This window comes from Mucilaginibacter lappiensis (assembly GCF_900155965.1).
GTDB lineage: Bacteria > Bacteroidota > Bacteroidia > Sphingobacteriales > Sphingobacteriaceae > Mucilaginibacter > Mucilaginibacter lappiensis.
Window position 1 is genome coordinate 305,903 of sequence record NZ_FTMG01000003.1, and the last position, 23,278, is coordinate 329,180.

Here is a 23,278-nt window from a genome sequence, read left to right on the forward strand (position 1 = left end):
TACTAAACTGTAAATTCTAAATCCTTGATCTTTACTCTCTAAATCCTTGATCTATTGAAAGCTAAAAATTTAAATTGGAGGTATCCTTGGTTTTGGCGCTATCGCGATAAAACTGGGGTTCCTCTTTTCCCGACTTCTTATATTTCATACCCTTAAGTATCGAGTCGGCCTGCGAATCAACCTCTGGCGGTATACCCGATTCATCATTAGCAGGGGTTGTTGTATCCTGTTGCTTTTCCGGTTCCTTTTTTTGAGGTAGGATAACATTCTTAGTAGAATCTACCGGCTTTTTTGACGATTTAAAAAGGCGGCTATAAACCCCATGATATATCTTGTCGCCATATTTGCTTAACACCACTGCCGAAAACACGGTAAACCCGCACAGCATGAACATAAACAATATAAAAATTGGTTTCGACATGCGCACCTGCTTCCCATCGTCTACAGGTTTTGCGGCCCCCTCAGTGATCACCGGCTGAACAGCTTTATTATTCTCAGCTTCCTGGTAATATAAAAGCAGGCCCTGCAAACGCTCGTTCTCTTTGAGTAATACGGACGAATTCCAGGTATCATCGCCCTGGTTATTGCTTACTGCCGATATACTACTGTGCATCAGGGTTTCTTGCAGCTCAATACCATCAGCAAACCTATCATCCGGATCTTTTTTAAGGCACTTGGCCACTATTTGCAGCAACCAGGCAGGCACCAGCATTTCGTGCTCTTTTTTCTTCTCCGTCCAGCTTTCTGGCAGGTTGTTTTTACGCAGCTCCATCACATCGGGCACCGGCGATTCCATATGAGCCAACATCACGGCATTACGTGAGGTTTCGCCATTATCACGCAGCGGGAACGGCACTTGACCAGCTATCAGTTCATACAGGATAACGCCATAACTGTACACATCCGTCTGAAAATACATCAGTCCTTCGTTTTGCTCGGGCGCCATAAATTCGATGGCTCCGGCGTGACGGATACTGGTACGGCGCTGATCATCAGACATGGCCGAAAGACCAAAATCCAATAGCACATAATTACCGGTGTGGATATTGAACTTTACATTATTGCTCTTGATATCGCCATGCTTTACGGAAACCTTATGACAGTGAGAGAGTGCATTGGCCAATTGATCAGCCAGTTTTATGATCTCTTTGATGGTAAAGATGGGCTCGTGCGGTGGTTTCAGCAGGTCCTCCAAATCGGGGCCATCAATAAATTCCATTTCGATAAATGGGAACGAGCCACTTTCTGTAATACCTGAGTTTAATATCTTAACTACATTAGGGTTGGGTTCTTCATTTACCTTTTTTAACTTTTCAACCTCGTTTTGAAAATTACGAAAATTCTTATCGTCGGTACTTTCGGTATGGATAGGGGTAGGTAATAACTTTACCGCGGTAATGATAGGGCCGTAACGCCTGCCTTTGTAAACTGAACCCTGGCCGCCCGTTCGTAAAGCGCCCATATTCTCCAAACCCTCGGTTATTGTAAATACTTTGCTCATGGAGTAGTTGTCCTCGCGGTGCTTTCGGTGTAAAATAACTTCATAATAAACATTATATTATTTCAACATAACGCACGCATTAGTGTTTGGTATAAAATTAGGAAAAAAAATGTGGATGGGGGGATTGATGTGCAGATGTGCACATCTACTTCACCATCAATTCATCCACCATTAGCCAGGCTTTAGCACCGGCAATGTATTCGCCTGGCGGAATAATGCCTTTATTGATCCCTTTTACCCGGATGTACCTGGCTTTTGTAGGTTTTAAATTCGCCCTTACCGCATTGATCCCATTATCATTAAAAGTAGTTTGGCGATAAGCTTCAGTATAGGTTTTGCCATCGGCCGATGTTTCAAAGGTGAGCAGCGTAGGCTCCCACATTTTTTGCCAGTGATATTTTAAAATATTGATACCCAGTTGTGATACAGACTGAACTTTGCCTAAATCAACCACCGCCTCCAGATCATCGCCATTGAAACCATACCATTGCCCGTCATTATACAGTTTACTGCCAAAAACTCCGTTCACCAGGCCAAATGTGTTGCCGGGATTATAACCACCTTGTGGTTGATTGACCAGCGTTACCGTTTTACCAATGGCTTTATGAAGATGAAAATCTTTTTCATAAACACGCCCGTATTGCTTTGCTCCGTTAAATACGACTGCCTTTATTTGGCCTGATGTGGATACTATAAACGGCTTATTATACCTTTTGCTTTTTAACCCAGGCACAGTCCCATCGATGGTATAATAGATTTGGCCGCTGGGTAAAGTACTTATCAGTGCAAGTTGTACCTGATGATCTGCCGATTCGGTTACGCTATCAGTAATTTCGTCAAAAGTATCAGCAGCATTGATATTTAATTGTTTGAGTAATGGTTGTTCGTAGCGCAGCCGTTTCAAAAAATTCGGATAGCTTTTATTTTGCTTCGCTGTCCACCCAATTTCGGCTAAAGCCAGTATCCGCGGAAATATCTGGTGTTCGGCTTGTGCTGTGCTGGCCAGGTATTCGCTCCAGGCGTTGGCTTGCACACCTTTAATATATTTGGCTTCGTCACCGCTCAATTCTTTGGTTATGGGCTCGTAATTATAAACTTTACTCAAAGGTGTATAACCTCCTCCGGCCAATGGCTCACTCGGGTACAAGGACTGATAATAATCCAGGTAAACGTATTTTTCGGGTGTCATGATAGCATTATGATGAAGCTTGGCCGCAGCAATGCCTCCCTCCTCACCTGTCCAGCTCATTACGGTGGCGCCCGGGGCAAGTCCGCCTTCCAGTATCTCGTCCCAGCCAATAATCTGGCGGCCTTTGCTGTTCAGGTACTTTTCCATCCGACCGATAAAATAGCTTTGCAACTCATGCTCATCTTTCAAATGCTCGTCTTTAATACGCCGCTGGCATTTAGGGCAGGTTTTCCATTTTGTTTTAGGGCATTCATCTCCACCAATATGAATATATTTTGATGGAAATAGCGGCAAAACTTCATCCAGCACATTTTGCAAAAAGGTAAATGTTTGCTCGTTGCCGGCACAATACACATCATCAAAAATACCCCAATAAGTGGCTGTTTTGTAAGGCCCTCCGGTACAGCCCAATTCGGGATAAGCAGCCAGTGCTGCCAGCGCGTGGCCCGGCATTTCTATTTCAGGGATAATGCTGATATGTCTTTGTGCGGCGTAAGCAACTACAGCTTTTACTTCATCCTGGGTGTAGTAACCGCCATAACGTTTACCATCAAACCGGTGCGGGCTATCCTTTTTATGACCAATAATGGTTTCATCACGATAGGCCGAAATACTTTGCAGCAGAGGGTATTTTTTGATCTCGATACGCCAACCCTGATCGTCGGTGAGGTGCCAGTGAAAAGTATTGATCTTGTAGAGAGCCAACATATCGATCCATTTTTTAATGGCATCTACTTTAAAAAAATGACGGCACACATCCAGATGCATCCCCCGGTAAGCAAACCGCGGACGATCCTCGATGGTACACCCTTGTACGGTTACCCTTCCGTTTGATTGATGCAGCAATTGCACCAGTGATTGCAAACCATAAAACACGCCTGCCTGGTCATGCCCGATAATGCTGATCCGTTTTGAAGTTACGGCTAAGTGATAGCCTTCTGGCTCTGTAATCTTACTAGAGTCGATATTTAATTGGATGGATGGAGCAGTCGTTTTTTTGAATGATAAGCTATACCCTGCCAGTTGATGAAAGTATTGGTTAAAAAAGGTCAAATTGTCTGGACTAATACCTTCTCCGATACCTATAGTCTCTGTGGGTGAAAACCTGAATGCTGCACCATTTTTTTGTATCTGATAAGGCTGAGGTATAATACCCTGCTCTTTGATCTGGGCATGTACTGCACTCATCAGTAAACAAAGGCATAGCGTATAACAAATATTTTTAAAAATGGCAGTGCAGGTATTGATCATCGGCGTAGAGTTGTTAAAGCCGAATATAGTTGTTTATGGTGATATTTTAATCTGATTACAGGACGGTATTGACTCCCCCCAACGTCGCTGCGCTTGTCACCCCTCTCGCCAATGTTGGTGTTGTCACCAACAACTTATTATCACTGACCGAGCAGTAGAATGTTGGTGACAACACCAACATTGGCGAGAGGGGATTTTACACTTTTATTTTTTTATACCCTCTTTCCGGCGAAGCCGAAGAGAGGGTGGTCCAGCGAAGCGTAGATCGGGTGAGTTGACTATACTTCATGCTATGGCCACTCAAATTTGATCAATGTCTGATCATAAACTCTCACCCCCTAAAAAGCCCCTATCGCTTTCTTATAGTTGTTAATAGCCCTGATGATGGACTGAACGATCTCATTTTGCCCCTCGGGTGAATTCAGATAATCCTCTTCCTCGGGATTATTGATAAAACCTGTTTCGATGAGCACGGCTGGCATAGCGCTGTGGGCCAATACCAATACGCCTTGCTCCTTTACACCGTTACTTTCGCGGCCATTGGTATCTACAAACTCGGTATTCAGCAAATCGCCAAAAAGGATGCTTTGCTTGCGGTATTTTTGAATATAAGCATTGAGGATGATGAGGTTGGACGGATCGCTTTCGTCATAGCTCTCATAATTTTGCTTGTAATCTTTTTCAATAAATATGGAGGAGTTTTCACGCACCGCTTCTTCCTGCTCTTTTAAGCGGTGGAAACCATAAACCAGTAATAATACGCCCTTTCTTTTGTGTGCTATGGCTGCGTTGCCTTCAGGCGATGAATTACAGTGTATAGAGATGAACAGGTTACCATGATTCTGATTGGCAATGGCTGATCGTTGATTGAGCGGAATAAAAGTATCATCAGTACGCGTCATGATGGTTTTAACGCTGGTGATCTGCGAATCAATAGCTGCCTTTAATCTTTTGGCGATGGCCAGTGTTACTGTTTTTTCATTAGAGTATGATCCGCGGGCACCTGGATCTTTACCACCGTGACCGGCATCAATAATAATGGTTTTAAATTTAAAAGTAGAAGTAGATGGAATAGTGTCCCTGCCAGGGGTAAACGAACAAAGGCTAAGAAGTAAAAATAATAGCCCGCAGTTGATACTGATGTAGAAAAGCTTTTTATTAAGGATCATTTTTTAACCGCTTTTTTACTGCATTTTGGGCATAAGCCGGTAGCATATAGGGTAAAACCTGTGGGTTCAAATCCAGGGGGGAGAGTTATTGTTGGCAGATGCAGTTCGTCCAGACAATAAACGTTTTTACAATTGGTACAATTAAAATGCAGGTGGTCATCGTGGTGATGACCTTCGTCGCAATTGGAAGTACACAGTGCATAATTAGCCGTACCATTTAAATCAAATACCTTATGGATAATCCCCTTTTCTTCAAAGGCGTTCAGGATGCGATAGAGCGTAACACGGTCAATGTCGCTCATCACACTTTCCAGATCCGGCTGGGAAGTAGCTGCACTTCTCGACGACATCATGGATAAAACCCTGAGCCTCGGCGCGGTCTTTTTTAAATGATGCTTGTTGAGCAAATCTTCAAAATGAAAATTATTGCGGGTTTGTGCCATTTACTTAGGGATAATATAAAGAGTACAAATTTAACAAGAATAACTAATGGTTTAAAATAAGGTTTGGTTAAATGCTAAAAGTTCACGGCTATAACCTATATCACTCACATACAGGAATTTAACCTTTTTATTTTATTAAATATTTGCAGGTACCGGTATATTTATAATTTATAAAATGTGCAGCTGTAATCAGCAATCCACCGGTTGGTACTATAATTACTTCGGGCCAGCCATGTACAAACACATGTCCCAACAAAATAATGGCAAAACCTGCTATCAGTAAGCATAAGGGTAATAATCGTTTGTGTATGCGCAGGTAAGACAAGCCTATAGAGTACGTTCCGATAGTTAACGCCAGCAGGATCATCCCCCATTCTATCCAAACATTAGCCAAAAACCCCAAACCTAACAGCGGCAAGCTGGTAAACAGCACCGGTACTATAGCGCAATGTATGGCACACAAAGTTGATGCTGTTATTCCGATATGATCAAGCCGGGACGCATTTTTGGGAATATTCATGCGCAAATATAAAACAAAACGCAACATCATTGCATCAGTTTAATTTCATATTTTTACAGGATTTATTTTAACTATTTAGTAACAAGTACTTAATATTGACGTCAATAAGTTATTTTTGAACACATTATCCATATATAAACTGTGCCCAATACCGCTCTATATAGATTAAAACAAAACTGGTTAACCGCTTATGACACCAGCTTAAAGCAAGTGAAGCTACTCATTGGCAGTATCCTCATAACGGCTATTATTAATATTATGCCTGGTTTTTTCAGAGGAATTGAAGACCGTAATGGCATAGTACTTAATGACTGGGTGCTTACCCATTTACCTGCTTATGATGTTTCGATACCTATTTTTGCCCTTATATGGGGCATGGGTATCCTGATGGCTGTAAGAGCTTTTTATAAACCAGCCATCTGCACTACCTACATCTGGACGATGATTTTTGTTTGTATTGCCCGTTTCATATCACTCACGTTGGTAAAACTTGATCCTCCTGCGGGCCTCGTTCCCCTGGTTGATCCGCTTACCAGCTATTTTTATGGGCATGCCGCTATCACCAAGGACCTCTTCTTTTCGGGGCACACCTCCACCATGGTACTCATTTTCCTTCACCTTGAAAAAAAACGGGATAAAATCATCGCGCTTATTGCAGCTTTAATTGTAATGGCACTACTACTTGTACAACACATCCATTACACTATGGATGTATTGGCCGCTCCGGTAATAGTTTACTGTTGCTACCGCTTTGCCCGGGCTTTTGACCTGTAATTATTAGAAATTCTATTCTTTACAGATAATTTATGTTTCTTTTTTTAAATGCAACATAATTGCATTTAAATTTAAATCACTTATATTTGCCTCAAATAATAAGCGATGGAAAAGAAATTACCGGTAACCGTTCTCAGCGGTTTTTTAGGCAGCGGCAAAACAACCCTACTCAATCATATACTGCATAACAAGCAAAACCTGAAAGTAGCTGTTATAGTTAATGATATGAGCGAGGTAAATATTGATGCTCAACTGGTGGCCAATCAAAAAACACTATCTCGCACCGAAGAAAAGCTGGTAGAAATGAGCAATGGTTGTATTTGCTGTACCCTGCGCGAGGATTTGATGATTGAGGTAGAAAAATTGGCCAAAGAAGGCAGGTTTGATTACTTGCTAATTGAAAGTACAGGTATCTCCGAACCCATACCCATTGCCCAAACGTTTAATTTTGCTGATGAAGAAGCAGGCATCGATCTGAGTCGTTTTTCGGTGCTGGATACCATGGTTACTGTAGTGGATTGCTTTAATTTTTATAAAGATTTTGGCAGCTCTGAACTATTACTAAACCGCGATTTGGTAGATGATCCCAACGATCGCCGTACCATCGTTAACCTGCTTACCGATCAAATTGAATTTGCCGATGTGATCCTGCTCAACAAAACCGATTTGGTATCATCCAAAGAGGTAAAAGTATTGGAAGCCGTGATCACCAAACTAAACCCCGGCGCTAAAATATTGTATACCCAATTTGGAAAAATCGATCCTGTGGAGATCCTGAACACCGGACTATTTGATTTTGATAAAGCATCACAATCGGCCGGATGGATCAAAGAACTGAACGGTGAGCACACGCCCGAAACCGAGGAATATGGTATAAGCTCAACCGTATTCCGATCAAAAAAGCCGTTTCACCCCGAAAGATTTTATCATTACCTGCACCATGATTTCCCGCAAAACATTATCCGCTCCAAAGGTTTGTTCTGGATTGCTTCAGCTCCTGATGATGCCTTGAATTTTTCGCAGGCAGGAGGCTCGTCGCGCCTGGAGAATGCCGGTGTTTGGTGGGCCAGCATGCCTTATCAAAAACGTATTAAGTTTCACGACTTTGTAGAGAACCGGGAGCTGATTGAAAAAAACTGGTCGAAAGAATTCGGCGATCGCCATAACGAACTGGTTTTTATAGGCGAGCACTTAAATAAAGAAGAATTAACACAAGAGCTAAACAATTGCCTGATCACCGATGCCGAATTTCTGGACCTTTTAGCTGGAAAAGCCTTCGCCGATCCTTTTAACCAATAAATCCCCCTTTTTAAATATCCAATTCATGCAGTCGGTGCATTGAATCCATGAGATCACGGTACAGCTTTTTAAACGTCGGAAATAATTTGCTGTACCGCTCATGGTTTTGAGCACTGGGTTCAATAACTGTCTGATTATCTATATGTGTTAGCTGTTCATAGCTTTCAGGGTGCAGTACCTGCACGGCGAGGTAAATGGCACCTACCGCCGATGCATCTTCCGGTTGCAATACCACCAGTCTTTTACCGGTAATATCGGCCAGAATCTGTGTCCAGGTAGCTGAACTTACAAAGCCGCCGCTAATGTTTACCTGGGTAATATTCACCGAGGCATCCTCTACTGTTTTCAATACATCGTACAAGGCAAAACAAACCCCTTCCAGCGTCGCCCTTAAAAAATGGGCACGAGTGTGGGCGGGTTTTATATTTAAAAACGCGCCGCTGGTCTGGGTATCCCAAAGTGGTGCACGTTCACCATATAAATAAGGTAAAAATATCAATCCATTGCTTGCGGCAGGGATGGTATCAATTGTCGCAAATAATTCGTCGTAATCTGCCGGGGCTAGTTTTTCCTTTTGCAGAAAGTTTTGCAGCAGCCAGTTTATGGTTATGCCTCCGTTGTTTACCGCGCCGCCACATACAAAAGTATCCTGGTTAAGTAAATAGTTAAAGGTCATGCCCGCGAAATTGTATACCGGTTTGGGACTGGTAATGCGTACCGCACCACTGGTGCCAATGGTAAGCGCCGCGATGCCCGGTCCGGTGGTCTGACTACCCAAATTGGCGCAACATCCGTCGCTCGCGCCAATAACAAAGCTGGTTTGTGGCGAGATATTCAGCAAAGCAGCTGTATCCCTGTTCAGATCGTCACGATAGTAGGTGGTATTTCTGGGAATTGACAATTTATTAGCTGAGATACCAGCCAAAGCGCAGGCTTCGGTACTCCAATCCAGTTTTAATATATCAAACAGGCCTGTAGCCGAAGCAATGGAATAATCAATTTCAAAACTTCCAAAAAGCTTGAACCAAATAAACTCCTTGATCGATATAAATTTATCCGTTGGTATAAATACCTCCGGTTTATGGGTACGCAGCCAAATGAGCTTACACAAGGGCGACATAGCATGAATCGGTGTACCTGTGATACGATATATTTCAGATCCTTGAGCCGAAACCCTCAGTTCCTGTGCAATATGCTCACTTCTCGAGTCGGCCCAGGTGATCATGGGCGATAGAGGCGCTCCTCTTTCATCTACAGGGATAATACTGTGCATGGCGCTGCTAAAACTTACCGCGGCAGGTGCATAACCTATCTGATCTGTAATTTCCTGCATGCATTTTACAAAAGCCTGCCATATCAATAGCGGATCCTGCTCACTGTAACCGGGCTCGGGACTATTAATGGGATAATGATTTTGTACCAAACCCAAAGCTTTCCCGGTTAAAGCTACGGCCACCGCTTTGGTGCTGCCTGTACCAATATCTATACCTAAAATGTATGGTTGCATATCAAGTCCTAAATTAGGATAAAAAGATAAAGGACGAAAAGATAAATGGTTTGTAACCAACAAATTTGGGGACGCCAAAAAGTCTATAAAGTGGGTTTACACATTTCACCATTAAAATCAACACAAATATCTGAATATCAATTAAATAAATAAATATTAACCATAAAAAGTGTAAACCATGTAAACCCACTTTTTATACCTGCTCCCGGCCGGGAGCCCCTCGGTGCTGGCAAGAGGTTATTTTATCGATCAAGCTCCCCTCTTGAGGAGAATCGCACCATCTCTCGTTCTTTTTCATCGCACTTGCGCTCCTTTGGAGATGGCCGGGTTGAGGCTCCCATGACAGTCCATGACAGTTTCAGCTTATTTATTCCATAAATTAGCTTTACCAATATAAACCTGTTCGTATATGCAAATCATCTTTGGAGTTTTCTTCCATTTTATCGGCGGCTTTGCCTCGGGGAGCTTTTATATCCCTTATAAAAAAATTAAGGGTTGGGCCTGGGAAAGCTACTGGATAGTGGGTGGAATTTTTTCGTGGTTTATTGTGCCTCCGCTGGCAGCCTGGTTAACCATTCCGGGTTTTGCAGATATCATTGGCCATACCGAAGGTTCTGTCATCGGATGGACATACCTCATGGGCCTGCTCTGGGGTGTCGGTGGCCTCACCTATGGCTTAGGGGTACGATATCTAGGAGTGTCTCTTGGTAGCACCATTATATTGGGTCTTTGCTCCGTTTTTGGCGCGTTGATACCGTCAGTTTATTACGATTTTTTCCCAAAAGCTGGCAAGGATACTTTTAGCATGATGCTACATTCGTCCTGGGGGCAAATGGTACTGCTGGGCGTTCTGCTATGCGTGGTGGGCATTGTAATATGTGGTAAAGCCGGTATGATGAAGGAGAAAGAACTATCTGCTAATGGAAGTATAGCACAAGAAAATAAAGATTACCGCTTTGGCCTAGGCATACTGGTGGCTATTGTATCCGGCGTATTGAGTGCCTGTTTTAATTTTGGTATAGAGGCTGGTAAAAGTATGGCCGATACCGCCAATCAACTTTGGCAGGCTTCGCATCCGGCACAGGGTAATTTTCTGTTCCAGAATAACGTTACCTACATTATTATACTGTGGGGCGGCTTAACTACCAACTTTATATGGTGTATGGTATTAAATGCCCGTAACAAAACCTTCGGCAATTACACCGATAAAAAAACGCCCTTGCTTAAAAACTACCTGTTTGCGGCATTGGCTGGTACTACCTGGTTCTTACAGTTCTTTTTTTATGGCATGGGCGAAAGTAAAATGGGCAACGGTGCCAGCTCCTGGATACTGCATATGGCCTTCATTATCCTGATAGCCAACATGTGGGGGCTTATATTAAAAGAATGGAAAGGCGTAAGCAAAAGAGCTTTTGCCACCGTAATAGCCGGCATAGCGGTCATTATACTATCGGTATTGGTAGTTGGCTATGGCAACTCAATCAAGTAATCAAAACATTCAGTAATCCAAATTATTAATTCATTAACTCAATAATTCAACAATTAAAATATATGTCTGTCAGAACAACACCATTCAAACACGTAAGCTATCTGTGGGATGATGCCGAAGCCGCCAGGTTGGCGGGGGATGAAGTTGCCCTGTTAATATATCGGTCGAACCTGTTAGGGGCCGATCTGCGACTTACCAATTACGGCGGGGGTAATACCTCCTGCAAGGTCATTTCAAAAGATCCGCTCACCGGTAGCGAGGTAGAGGTGATGTGGATCAAAGGCTCGGGTGGCGACATCGGCACACTCAAAAAAAGTGGACTGGCAGCATTGTACGTCGACCGCCTGCGCAGCCTTAAAAACGTTTACCGCGGAGTAGAACATGAGGATGAAATGGTAGAACTTTTTAACCATTGCATATATGACCTGGCTTCCAAAGCGCCATCTATTGATACCCCGCTGCATGGCTTTTTACCTTTTAAACATATCGATCACCTGCACCCCGATGCAGCCATCGCTATTGCAGCGGCTAAAGATGGCAAGAAAATAACCCAGGAGCTATTTAACGGCACTATTGGCTGGGTGGAGTGGAAAAAACCGGGCTTTGAGCTCGGCTTACAACTCAAACAATGCCTTGACGAAAATCCGGGAATCCGTGGTATTATGCTGGGGTCGCACGGGTTATTTACCTGGGGCGATACCGCTTATGAAAGCTACATGAACACGCTGGAAGTTATAGAACGCTGTGCCGAATACCTGGAAGAAAACTACGGTAAAAAAACCACGATATTTGGCGGACAAAAGATACAAAGTCTGGATGAGGCAAACCGTAAAAAGCAGACTGCAGCTATTGCACCTATCCTACGTGGTTTTTGTTCAAGCGAAAAACATATGATCGGTCATTTCACGGACGATGCCCGTGTATTGGAGTTTATCAACTCCCATGACCTTGCCCGTTTGGCTCCTTTAGGAACCAGTTGTCCGGATCATTTTTTGCGCACCAAGATCAGTCCACTGGTGTTGGATCTTCAACCCAACGAGGACTTGAGTGATGTAAAGGCATTACAGGCACGCCTGGCACCTGCATTTGCTGCCTATCGCCAAATGTATACCGACTATTACAATACCTGCAAGCATGATAACAGTCCGACTATCAGGGATACCAACCCCGTGATCATCCTTTACCCGGGTGTGGGTTTATTCTCGTTCTCTAAAGACAAACAAACCGCACGTGTAGCCGCCGAGTTTTATACCAATGCCATCAACGTAATGAAAGGTGCCGAAGCTATTTCTGAATATACTTCATTACCGCGCCAGGAAGCTTTTGATATAGAATACTGGTTATTGGAAGAAGCGAAACTACAACGGATGCCGAAGCCAAAAGCCTTATCCGGCAAAATAGCCCTGATTACAGGCAGCGCCGGCGGTATTGGCAAAGCCATAGCCAAAAAGTTTGTAGACGAAGGCGCCGTGGTGATCCTCAACGATATCAACACCGAACGCATGGAAGCTGCTGCCGAAGAATTTAAAAAGCAATACGGTAAAGACTCCTACACTACTACTGTGCTGAATGTGACCAAAAGCGAGCAGATCAATGCCGCTTTAGAAACTGCGGCCTTAGCTTTTGGCGGAGTTGATATTGTGGTGAACAACGCAGGCCTGTCCATATCCAAATCTATTGCCGACCATACCGAGCAAGACTGGGATCTATTATATGATGTGCTGGTGAAAGGTCAGTTTTTTATTACCCAGGCCGCTGTGGCCGTAATGAAAAAACAGGATATTGGCGGTGATGTTATCAATATAGTAAGTAAGAATGCCCTGGTAAGCGGTCCTAACAATGCGGGCTATGGCTCGGCGAAAGCCGCACAACTGCATCTGAGCAGGCTGAATGCTGCTGAACTGGGTACTGATGGGATACGCGTAAATGTGGTGAACCCTGATGCGGTGATCAGCGACAGCAATATATGGGCCGGCGGATGGGCCGAAGGCAGGGCTAAAGCTTATGGTATTACTGTGGAAGAATTACCAGCTTACTATGCCAAACGTACCCTGTTAAACCAAATCATATTGCCAGCCGATATTGCCGATGCCTGCTTTGCCTTTACCGGCGGCCTGCTCAGCAAATCAACAGGCAATGTATTGAATGTCGATGGCGGTGTGGCGATGGCTTTTGTGAGGTAGAGAGATAAAACCAACCATGTCATTGCGAGCGAAGCGTGGCAATCTCCTCACTTGTTTGTAAGCGAGGGAGGAGATTGGTTCGTCGTTCCTCGCAATGACATGGTTCTAACAATACATTATTACAAACCAATAATCATGCAATTAGAGAAGAGCATAATTGACGACGCCAACCACAAACAACAAGCCGCGCACCAGCGAAGGTTTGATTTTGTGGCTGCCGATATAAAAGACTTGGATATCATCCTCAAAAAACTGGGCAATTTTCAGATAGCTATACCGAGTTGGGCATTAGGTACCGGAGGTACACGCTTCGGTCGTTTCTCGGGCGGTGGTGAACCCCGCAGCCTGGAAGAAAAGATAGAAGACGTAGGTTTAATACATGCTTTAAACAAAAGCAGTAACTCCATATCCCTGCATATCCCCTGGGACATACCCGACAATGCAACTTCCGTCAAAGCGCTGGCCGCCCAGCTTGGTTTACATTTTGATGCCGTAAACTCCAATACTTTCCAGGATCAATCCTCCCAGCAACATAGTTATAAATACGGTTCCTTGCACCATGTAGATAAAGCAGTGCGCAAGCAAGCCGTTGAGCATAATATAGAGGTAATCAACTATGGTATCGAACTGCATTCTAAAGCTTTATCGCTTTGGCTGTCAGACGGATCAAACTTCCCGGGACAACTCAATATGCGCGGAGCGTTTGAACGTACCCTAAAGAGCCTACAGGAAATTTATGAGGCCCTGCCTGCCGACTGGAAGCTTTGGATAGAATATAAACCATATGAGCCTAATTTTTACTCGACCACCATTGGCGATTGGGGACAATCATATCTTTTGGCATCCAAATTGGGCAATCAAGCGCAAACGCTGGTTGATCTGGGTCATCATTTACAAGGCGCCAATATCGAGCAAATTGTATCCCTTTTACTGATGGAAGGCAAACTGGCAGGTTTTCATTTCAATGACTCTAAATACGGTGATGACGACCTTACCGTGGGCAGCATAAACCCATACCAATTGTTCCTGATATTTAATGAATTGGTAGAAGGTATGGATGCGCGCGGCATGAACCACGCTACCGGCATTGGCTGGATGATTGACGCTTCGCACAATATCAAAGATCCGGTGGAGGACCTGCTGCAATCTGTTGAAGCCATTAAAATAGCCTATACGCAGGCATTATTAGTTGATCAGCAAGCATTAAAACAGGCTCAGCAACAAAATGATGTGGTACTGGCCCAGGAAATTTTACAACATGCCTACCGCACGGATGTACGCCCGCTGCTGGCCGAATCGCGCTTAAGGGCTGGTGGTGCGTTGCAACCACTTGACGTATACCGGCAACAAGCAGTACGTAAACAGCTGATCAACGAACGTGGCGCGTTAGCCGTATCAACAGGTTTATAATATGGCGCCGATACCCGTTATAGCTGTTTTTGATGTGGGTAAAACCAATAAAAAGTTATTCCTTTTTGACGAGAACTATAAAATAGTTTTTGAAAGAACGGCCCGCTTTACCGAAACACATGACGAGGATGGAGATGCCTGCGAAAACCTGGACAGCCTACGGTTATCGGTATTTGATTCCTTGCGCGAGATATTCAAGCATAAAGAATTTGACCTCAAAGCAGTCAATTTCTCCACCTACGGAGCCAGTTTTGTATATGTTGATGACAGCGGCAACCCGCTTACCCCTTTGTATAATTATCTTAAACCATATCCGCCTGAATTAGGCAGGCAGTTTTATGAGACCTACGGTGATGAAGTCCGGTTTGCGCGTGAAACCGCCTCACCTGTTTTAGGCAATCTGAACTCAGGCTTGCAGCTTTACCGGCTTAAATACCAACAGCCAGAGGTGTTTAAAAAGATAAAATACGCGCTGCATCTGCCGCAGTACATGAGCTACCTGCTCAGTGGCCAGATGATAACCGACCTCACCAGTATCGGCTGCCATACAGCCCTTTGGGATTTCAGCAAAAACAACTATCACAACTGGGTTGAAAAGGAAGGCATCCTGCCTAAAATGGCGCCCCTTAAACCTTCAGATGCGGCGCTTCCGGCGATATTTCCGGGGAGTACCTACAGCGTGGGTATCGGGCTGCATGATAGCTCCGCAGCACTTATCCCCTACCTGGTGAACTTCAATATGCCCTTTGTGCTGATATCAACCGGCACCTGGTCTATCAGCCTGAACCCTTTTAATCAAACACCACTTACTGAAGATGAACTGAAGCACGATTGTCTCAACTATCTGCAATACAAAGGCAGCCCGGTTAAAGCGTCGCGTTTATTTAGTGGTTACGATTATGAACAGCAGGTAAAACGCATCGCCATCCATTTTAACCAGGATGCGATCAGGTACCGCACTATGACTTTTGAACCGGCTATTGTTACACAACTACAAACTCAAACAGCTTTACAGGTTCACCCCCAGGACGGCGAACTACAAAAATCAGTTTTTGAACAGCGCGATCTGCATGATTTTAAAACAGATATCGAAGCGTATCATCAGCTGATGATGGATATTATACAACAGCAAGCCATCTCAACCGGATATGTATTACAGGGCTGCAAAGTACAACGAATATTTGTAGATGGCGGCTTTAGTAAAAACACCGTATTTATGCACCTGCTGGCATTCGCCTTTCCAAATCAGGAAGTTTATGCCGCATCCATGGCACAAGCCACAGCTGTAGGTACCGCGCTGGCCATCCACCAGGCCTGGAACACCAAACCATTGCCACATGACCTTATCGAATTGAAATATTATTCGGGGGTGCAGAGTGACGCGACTTTAAAATAGAGGAAATTTTGTCATGCTGAACGGAGGGAAGCATCTTCTTCGCAATATCTATCGCACAATAGATTCTTCGCTGCGCTCAGAATGACAAATTAGTTTATCTGGTTCCTAATCAACTCCAAAACATCCTCTATCAGCCTGGGATCCTTGATGATCCTTTCATGGGTGGCATCCGGATATTCCTTAAATCCAATAATGGGATGCCTATTTAAAAGCTCCTGCGTGTAAGGGAAAGGCGCCATTTTATCCTCCTGATCATAAGCAAGCCAATGTTTTACCGCGATTTCGTCCTGATACATATCAGCCAGGTTAAAATAAGATGTAGGCACATTAAATATTTCATTAAAACGCTCAAAGAACCTATCCTGTGCAGCTTTCGGCACATCGGCACTGTTCATAGTAGTTATAAAGTTTTCCCTTAGTTTTACCATTGGCGTTATACTGATCAGTAACGAAGGTTTAATACCTGTTTGCTGAATAGCTATAATATTGGCCATTACACCCAGAGAATGACCAATCATTACATCAGGCGCGCCATAAGTTTTAATCACTGCTTCCGTTGACTTGGCAAACAGTATCAGGTTGGATAATTCACCTTCTGAACTGCCATTCCCCGGCGCATCAAAAGCAATAATCTGTAGATTATCAATAGTTCGGAGCGCGGTAATCAGGTCAATAAAATCGGCTCCTTTAGAACTCCAGCCATGGGTGATCAGCACTTTACGGTTACCGTTCCCCCATATAAAACCATTAAATTTTAATATGGATTGACTAAAATGAGGGTCGTCAACCTCCAGTGTAAATGGCGCTGCCTCATCGATTAGTTGTTGCTGCTGTAACCTTAGCGGGAATTTAGGTGAATAACAGATCAACTGCCAAATCAGATCAGTTACATCTTCGTTATCACCATGTTGCAGTTCCTTTACCCGGGTAAAAATTTCTTTTATTTTCTTCATAGGTACAGATTGGTATCCCAAAGGTATAAACCGGCCGCAAAAAGTCGCCCTGTAAAAGGCGACTTTCTAAAAATATGACACCATTACGAAAATTAAAGAACTCTATTTTTTACCGCTTCCCAGCCATAGCAGCGTATTCAGGATCAGCTTGTTTTGAATATCGTTATCAAAGGTTTGTGATTGCTCCTTGTTGGTACCGCCATCATAATCAATAGCATTGTGCCCCATATTAAAGTAGACCATGCGGTAGTTTTTGTTTGTCCATACTACCGGGTAATAGCCGCTGTGCCATATTTCATACGGTTTTGGCCCTGTGCCCAGCGGAAAGCTGGTAGAATCGATAGACAGCAATATTTTAATATCCGGGTTGGTGCGGAGATCCTTTTCCCAGCGGTACCACTCATTTGGCGATGCTTTGAAGGTAACGGGTAAACCTTTAGTAACCGAATGTTTACTATCCTCTACCCGTAAAATAGCCGAGGTGGGGTGCCAGGTATTGCTTTTATATTGGCCCGATCCCAGGAACTCATTATGGTACCAGTCCCAGTTTTGAGGATAATCTGATGGCGTAAGCGCGAATGCAGAGAAGTGAAAACCCATCCAGCCGCCCCCCTTTTTCATATATTGCTCAAAGGCAGCCCTTTGTGCAGGGTCATCGGCACGGGTATCTAAAAATATCACTACCTGGTATTTGGCCAGAAACTCCGGATTCATGTTGCTCCAGTTATTGGTAGAGTCATAGGCGAAATTGTACTTTTTGGCCATAGCCGGGAACCACCGGTTAGCCTCGTGCATAAAGCTGATATGCGCCTTATCGTTACGACCTGTATAAAAGGCTATTACCTTAAATTTCGGCTTGGTGCCTTGCGCCTTGGCACTATACAAACTAAAACATACAGCACATGTAGCAATGGCCAGTGCTGCAATTTTCCGGAGATCTGTACGGCTGATCATGGTTTAAAAATTGGTTTTGGTTAGAGCCATAAAACTAAATGATTTTTATATACCGCGTGCATCAAAACCGGACATGAGAGGTGATGTAGGGGCGGGAGGTAGAATCAAGAGATGAGAATCAAGACATAAGACCTTTACAATTTACTTTGGGGCATGCCCGGGTCTGATCTCCATCCCAAAAAACTTTTTAAACCTTAAATTTTAACACTTTTCTGCTCAAAACGGGCTAAAAACAGCTGAAAAATGATTGAAAAAAATCGATTTTAACACTTTTTAACAAATTTCAACGCGGTTTTAGCATGTTTTTAAAACTTTAAAAAGTATTAATTTATTGGCTATCAAATAACTGCATACCAAACGGTCGGTTTTGGGGTGGTATTTTCCCTTAACCAAACAGCCCGGTTCTCCTTTTTTGATCAGGAAAACCGGGCTGTTTGTATATACAAATATACGCATTTAAGTCGGCAGTTTAAGCACGGAGTGCGGGACCAAACATTTATTTAGCCAGCGATTTGATCCACAGGGCTATCTTGCGCGCATCTTCTTTAGGTACCTGTGGCATCGGCGGCATCGGTGTGGAATAATCGGGCCAATGCTCGGGTTTAGGGTTATGGATCAGCTGTATCAATTCAGCCACACTGTATTTCCGTTTAGCTACATCCATATATGCCGGGCCAACCTGCCTTTTTGTAGCATTATGGCACGATAGACAGGTGTTTTTCAGTAAAAGGGGCTGCACATCGGCATAGGTAGGAATAGCGTTTACCAATGTTCCGGATTTTACCGCTGCAGCTTTTTTAACGCCCCCCACTTTTTTAACACCTGCCGAAGCCGCTGTCTTAGCCGAGTTTACCGTACTCACTTCACTCATGGAAAGCTTTTGCCCTTCGGGGATATTGTTCAAGGTGTAATAGGCGGTGGGATGCACCAGGTTAAAATAACTCTCCTTATCGCGGACGGCGGCAAGCGTAATGGTATGGATATAATACCTGCGTAAATTATTAACGATAAGCCTTGCTTTTAAGCCATCTTCAGATACCTTAACACCTGCTATCGGGCATTTTTCGGTATTCACCGGCGGACTTCCATATACGCCATGATATTTATAAATAAAGCTTTCTATGGAGTAGGATGCAATGTCGGCCGCTACCTTTTTATCAACCGGTTTGGTAAATTCTATTTCAAAACCATCGGGCATGGCTCTGATGGCACGCATCTCAAATGGTACCCGGTTATTCCATACCAAACGCTGCAAGCCCATGGTGGCCTCTCCTGCCGATCCCCAGCCGCGGTTAGTTTCGCCGGCAGCCAATGAACCGTCGGGCAGCCAGGCCAGTCTTACTATGCCCGATTGAAAACCGCTTCGGAAAGCCCAGGCCGCGCCCTGGTATTCGCCGTTAACTTTTTCCAAAAAGATCCGGTCGATCATACTTTGCCCCTGGTCGCAGATGAGTAGTTGCCCCGAAAACGGGCCAAATGCACCTTCCGGTATCTTAACAATTTCGGAGTTGGAGATCCCTAAGATACCATGAGGTAACCAAACCGCAGGCAGTTGCAACTCCGGAAATTCTTTTTTAGCCTCAAACTCGGTTTTGAACTTTTCATTAACTACATCCTGCGGTTTTACAGGTTGTCCGTTTTTATCAACTTCAATTCGCGGATTGTTTTTGGCGAAGAATTGATCGGGCGTCAATTTTAGCGGTGAATTAGGTAGGCCTGTCCAAACCAGACTGGAAGGGTGCCCCATGAAAGCCCCTTTTTTGATGGGCATAATACTGCCCGATCCAACCCAATCGCCTTGGTTATCGGCATACCAAAGTTCGCCATCGATCATACTGATACCACAGGGCGAACGAAATCCGGCCGCCCATGGTGTAACCGTACCATCCTCCTTAATATTTAAGGCCCAGCCACGCCATGGTACAAAACTTTTAGGGTGCCACCAATCGGGAGGGAAACCCAGGTTCAGGGTTACAAAAAATGAACCATCAGGAGCAATTTTAGGTCCGAAACTGTATTCGTGGTAATTGCCCGATAAGGGCCACGCATAAATAGTTTCAAAAACATCGGCCTTGCCATCCATATTGGTATCCACCAGTTTGGTCAATTCACCGCGTTGCACAACGTATAAAGCGCCATCTTTCCAGGCAGCACCCAACACCTCATGCAAATCAGAAGCAAACTTGCGAAAAAAAGGATGCTGGCCAGTAGGATTTTCGACCATGAAAATATCCCCGCGACGCGTGGTTACCGCCAAAGTACCATTAGGCAGGGTACACAAACCGCCAACCTCCAATATGGTACCTTCGGGCGCGGGCACTTTCATGATCTTAAAAAAATCATCCTCTTTAGGCGATTCGGCCTGGGCAAAGGTATTTTTGATATCGCTTAACAGCGCGATAATGACAAGCGTACATAAAAACGCGCTCCTTTTTATCATTTGTTTTAAAGTATTATCCATGATCAAGGCAGCTTAAAGGATGATAGAATAGGTTAATTTTTTTTGAATAGGAATGATGAGTTCCTGCTTGCCGTTGGCATCACGAACAAGGGGTTTAGCCCCGCCCGCGTCATCAATACGGATGTAGTAAGATTTGTCATCAATAGCATATAATCCGTTTCCAAGTGTTTCGATATTACCCGAAGCCAGGTGATAAAACAGGCCATCTACACCATTTGCCAGCGTTATTTCCCGGTGGATGCCCTGTCCCTTATCCATCAATGTACTCGCATCATTTACTGGTATTCCATAAATTAGGTATTTAAAGGCAGGCACATCGTCGGCGTTTAATACATAGCCTTTAGGTTTATAACCTGTGCCCGCGGTATCCAAACCCCAGGCGGCATTGGCATCATGGAGTTTTTCGATAGCGGGTACCGGCTTACCAAGATATTGAACAGAACCGGCCGGACGGGATGAGCCATCGCCCCTGTCATGCCACATCGGTGTCGCATCCAAAAAGCCGCCGCGCCATATCTGTACGATCATCCCTTTATCCAGGTCGTAAGTATAATGCAGCAATCCTGGGCTGCCTACATTTACGCCATGGGTAACCCTGATACCTCCCGGCAGATCAGAGAAACTGCGAACTATAGTGTTTGAAGCAGCGCTTATTATAATAGGATCAACCGGGTCATTGTTACTTACGTTGGCATCGCTTAGCAAATACTCGCGTACGCCCGGGCCAGCTATAGTAAGTCCCAGGGCTGGTTTAGCCCAATCCACAGTTTTTGAATAGAATAACTCAAACGGATGATCCCCGGCTTGCAGTTGTACTTTACCTTGTCCCGCGTTTTCGCTCAATGCGACAACATCGGTACCGTTGATACGAAATATACCCTTTCCCCCCGGCACACTCAATTTAAAAGCATACACACCAGCTTCCTTAACCTGGATATTACCAGTGTACCGCAGTAAAAAATCATTATTCAGTTTACTCTGATTTGATGACAGTACAGGCGAAGTGCCTTCCGACTCGGGCTTTAGCTTCTTATATTCATCCATGGTAATATCCCCGCCTTTGTAAACCCAATATTTCAGGTTCGAAAGCATAGGCTGCGGTTTATCATAATTGATTATCCTGATATTACGGAAAGCCACCGCGCCGTGATCACCCTGCAAACGCAGCGGACCAGTTGCAGTTTCCCCCTTATCAAAAGCACCCCGGGTTGGCCCGCTCAGTTCTACATTGTCCTGGATCAAAACACCATTCAGCCAAACGTAAAGCACTTTGGCATTGGCAATCTTTTGCCCCTTGCCGTCAAAGCGCGGTGCCTGGAACGAAATTTTCATATGTTGCCACAAACCCGGTGCGCGACTGGCATTTTGCCTTGGCGCATGGCCATCATAACCTTGCTGCCCATCTGGTTTGCTATCATCCCAGCGCTCATAAATACCACCGTTATCACCCGATTTAGGATTTACTGTTCCCCAGCTATCCAAAAGCTGAATTTCATAACGGCCCTGCAAATAGATGCCGGAGTTTGATCCTTTGGCCATCATATAATCAAGCTCCAGATCGGCATCACCATAAACAGTTTTGGTAAACAGGTCTTTCGCGCCCTTTTTGCCTGGCAGGTTCACCAAGATTCCGGTACCATCTTTAACAGTTAAAACTTCATCCTGCACCATATCGGCCTGTGCACCGGCTGCAACTTTCCAATTTGATGAGGGGTTATCGAAAAAAGAAAGATCATTAAGAGATACCACGTTTTGCGCCCTGAGTTGCTGGTAACCCAACAGGCAAAAACACACTATCCAAAACTTTTTCCGGCCGGATAGTTTAGGAAATTGATTAAAGCAATCCATCGATTTTTAATATAATATGGTTTATTGACTATGGGGTATAATGGTACCCGACTTATACTGGTAATGCCAAGATAATTATTTTTAACAATCGATTGCGAAAAATTAAAAAATAAGCTGAATTTAATTTCACATTTGCTTAAATGCGAAGTATTTGCTCTAATCTTTCGGAACTAACAGAGCTACCGCGAGTTTAACGCAGTGTAACTCGTGGTATAACATGGTAAAGCTTTCAGCTTTACCCCAACTTTACTATCTTAACTCCCCAATGAGCAGCAATTATAAATTCCACGATCAGGAACGACCTTATTTTGTGACTTTTACTGTAATAAGATGGATAGACGATTTACAAGACGAGAATATAAAGAGATCATTATCGACAGCCTCAAATACTGCATCGCACATAAAGGACTTCAATTATACGCATGGGTGATCATGAGCAATCATATTCACTTGATCATCGGTACAAATGATAAACCGATGCAGGATATTTTAAGAGATATAAAAAGGCACACCTCAAAAACCCTCATAAAAGCCATCGACGAAAATATTCAGGAAAGCAGACGCGAATGGATGCTTTGGCTTTTTGGACGGGCAGGTAAAGCGAATTCAAATAATGAACAATATCAATTTTGGCAACAAGGCAATCATCCTATTGAGTTATGGAGTAATGAGGCCATTAATCAAAAACTTGATTATCTGCATAATAATCCCGTAACTGCGGGCTGGGTTGAGGAGTCTGAGCATTACCTTTATAGCAGTGCAAGGGATTATGCCGGAGGCAGAGGGTTGATTGACATTGTTTTAATGGGCTGATTTGGTTTCGTAAGCTGGAAGCTTACTCCATGCTACACCACGAGTTACGCTGCGCTAAACTCGCGGCAGCAATGCAGAGCAATAAGAAGTCATCCTGAACTTGTTTCAGGATCCCATA

17 protein-coding genes are annotated in these 23,278 nt (G+C 44.1%); 7 read left to right on the top strand and 10 right to left on the bottom strand.

Annotated elements, in window-relative coordinates:
• Positions 1-61: 61 nt before the first annotated feature.
• From BW976_RS08555 to BW976_RS08575, 5 genes are all read right to left on the bottom strand, one after another.
• Positions 62-1,501, bottom strand: a complete 1,440-nt coding sequence (locus BW976_RS08555; RefSeq protein ID WP_084192126.1) for a serine/threonine protein kinase — start codon at positions 1,499-1,501, stop codon at positions 62-64.
• A 145-nt stretch (positions 1,502-1,646) separates the two neighbouring features.
• Complete coding sequence (locus BW976_RS08560) at positions 1,647-3,941, bottom strand: glycoside hydrolase family 20 protein (protein WP_076372426.1); 2,295 nt, start codon at positions 3,939-3,941, stop codon at positions 1,647-1,649.
• 338 nt (positions 3,942-4,279) lie between these two features.
• Entirely contained in the window at positions 4,280-5,110 is an 831-nt protein-coding gene (locus BW976_RS08565; protein WP_076372428.1) for an N-acetylmuramoyl-L-alanine amidase family protein, read from the bottom strand.
• Entirely contained in the window at positions 5,107-5,553 is a 447-nt protein-coding gene (locus BW976_RS08570; protein WP_076372430.1) for a Fur family transcriptional regulator, read from the bottom strand. The genes BW976_RS08565 and BW976_RS08570 overlap by 4 nt, the downstream gene beginning before the upstream one ends.
• A gap of 127 nt (positions 5,554-5,680) precedes the next feature.
• Positions 5,681-6,073 (bottom strand): MerC domain-containing protein, encoded by a 393-nt coding sequence (locus BW976_RS08575; protein ID WP_076372818.1) that lies wholly within the window; start codon positions 6,071-6,073, stop codon positions 5,681-5,683.
• A gap of 141 nt (positions 6,074-6,214) precedes the next feature.
• Here BW976_RS08575 and BW976_RS08580 point away from each other — a divergent pair, with 141 nt between their 5' ends.
• Positions 6,215-6,847: a phosphatase PAP2-related protein gene (locus tag BW976_RS08580; RefSeq protein WP_076372432.1), complete on the top strand. Its 633-nt coding sequence runs from the start codon at positions 6,215-6,217 to the stop codon at positions 6,845-6,847.
• Between the two features lie 105 nt (positions 6,848-6,952).
• Positions 6,953-8,146 carry a GTP-binding protein gene (locus tag BW976_RS08585; RefSeq protein WP_076372434.1) on the top strand — a complete coding sequence of 398 codons (1,194 nt, stop codon included), beginning with the start codon at positions 6,953-6,955 and terminating at the stop codon, positions 8,144-8,146.
• A 10-nt stretch (positions 8,147-8,156) separates the two neighbouring features.
• Here the strand turns inward: BW976_RS08585 and BW976_RS08590 are convergent, their stop codons facing one another.
• The gene (locus BW976_RS08590) at positions 8,157-9,653 is read right to left on the bottom strand and encodes a gluconokinase (protein ID WP_076372436.1); all 1,497 of its coding nucleotides are present in this window, start codon (positions 9,651-9,653) and stop codon (positions 8,157-8,159) included.
• A gap of 409 nt (positions 9,654-10,062) precedes the next feature.
• Here BW976_RS08590 and rhaT point away from each other — a divergent pair, with 409 nt between their 5' ends.
• From rhaT to BW976_RS08610, 4 genes are all read left to right on the top strand, one after another.
• On the top strand, positions 10,063-11,142 hold the full coding sequence (rhaT, locus tag BW976_RS08595; RefSeq protein WP_076372438.1) for an L-rhamnose/proton symporter RhaT: 1,080 nt from the start codon (positions 10,063-10,065) through the stop codon (positions 11,140-11,142).
• A gap of 62 nt (positions 11,143-11,204) precedes the next feature.
• Positions 11,205-13,325 carry a bifunctional aldolase/short-chain dehydrogenase gene (locus BW976_RS08600; RefSeq protein ID WP_076372440.1) on the top strand — a complete coding sequence of 707 codons (2,121 nt, stop codon included), beginning with the start codon at positions 11,205-11,207 and terminating at the stop codon, positions 13,323-13,325.
• A gap of 135 nt (positions 13,326-13,460) precedes the next feature.
• Positions 13,461-14,735, top strand: a complete 1,275-nt coding sequence (locus tag BW976_RS08605; RefSeq protein WP_076372442.1) for a sugar isomerase — start codon at positions 13,461-13,463, stop codon at positions 14,733-14,735.
• A gap of 1 nt (position 14,736) precedes the next feature.
• Complete coding sequence (locus tag BW976_RS08610; protein WP_076372444.1) at positions 14,737-16,131, top strand: FGGY-family carbohydrate kinase; 1,395 nt, start codon at positions 14,737-14,739, stop codon at positions 16,129-16,131.
• Positions 16,132-16,220: 89 nt separating this feature from the next.
• Here the strand turns inward: BW976_RS08610 and BW976_RS08615 are convergent, their stop codons facing one another.
• The 4 genes from BW976_RS08615 to BW976_RS08630 form a co-directional block, all read right to left on the bottom strand.
• A complete protein-coding gene (locus tag BW976_RS08615; RefSeq protein ID WP_076372446.1) occupies positions 16,221-17,084 on the bottom strand; it encodes an alpha/beta fold hydrolase in 864 nt (287 codons plus the stop codon).
• A gap of 102 nt (positions 17,085-17,186) precedes the next feature.
• Positions 17,187-18,038 (bottom strand): ThuA domain-containing protein, encoded by an 852-nt coding sequence (locus BW976_RS08620; protein ID WP_084192127.1) that lies wholly within the window; start codon positions 18,036-18,038, stop codon positions 17,187-17,189.
• Between the two features lie 496 nt (positions 18,039-18,534).
• Positions 18,535-20,499 (bottom strand): c-type cytochrome, encoded by a 1,965-nt coding sequence (locus BW976_RS08625; protein ID WP_076372448.1) that lies wholly within the window; start codon positions 20,497-20,499, stop codon positions 18,535-18,537.
• 12 nt (positions 20,500-20,511) lie between these two features.
• The gene (locus tag BW976_RS08630; RefSeq protein ID WP_084192128.1) at positions 20,512-22,347 is read right to left on the bottom strand and encodes a 3-keto-alpha-glucoside-1,2-lyase-like domain-containing protein; all 1,836 of its coding nucleotides are present in this window, start codon (positions 22,345-22,347) and stop codon (positions 20,512-20,514) included.
• Between the two features lie 330 nt (positions 22,348-22,677).
• On the opposite strand from BW976_RS08630, the gene BW976_RS08635 reads away from it, so the two are divergent.
• Entirely contained in the window at positions 22,678-23,160 is a 483-nt protein-coding gene (locus tag BW976_RS08635; RefSeq protein WP_245834663.1) for an REP-associated tyrosine transposase, read from the top strand.
• The last annotated feature ends 118 nt before the right edge of the window (positions 23,161-23,278 follow it).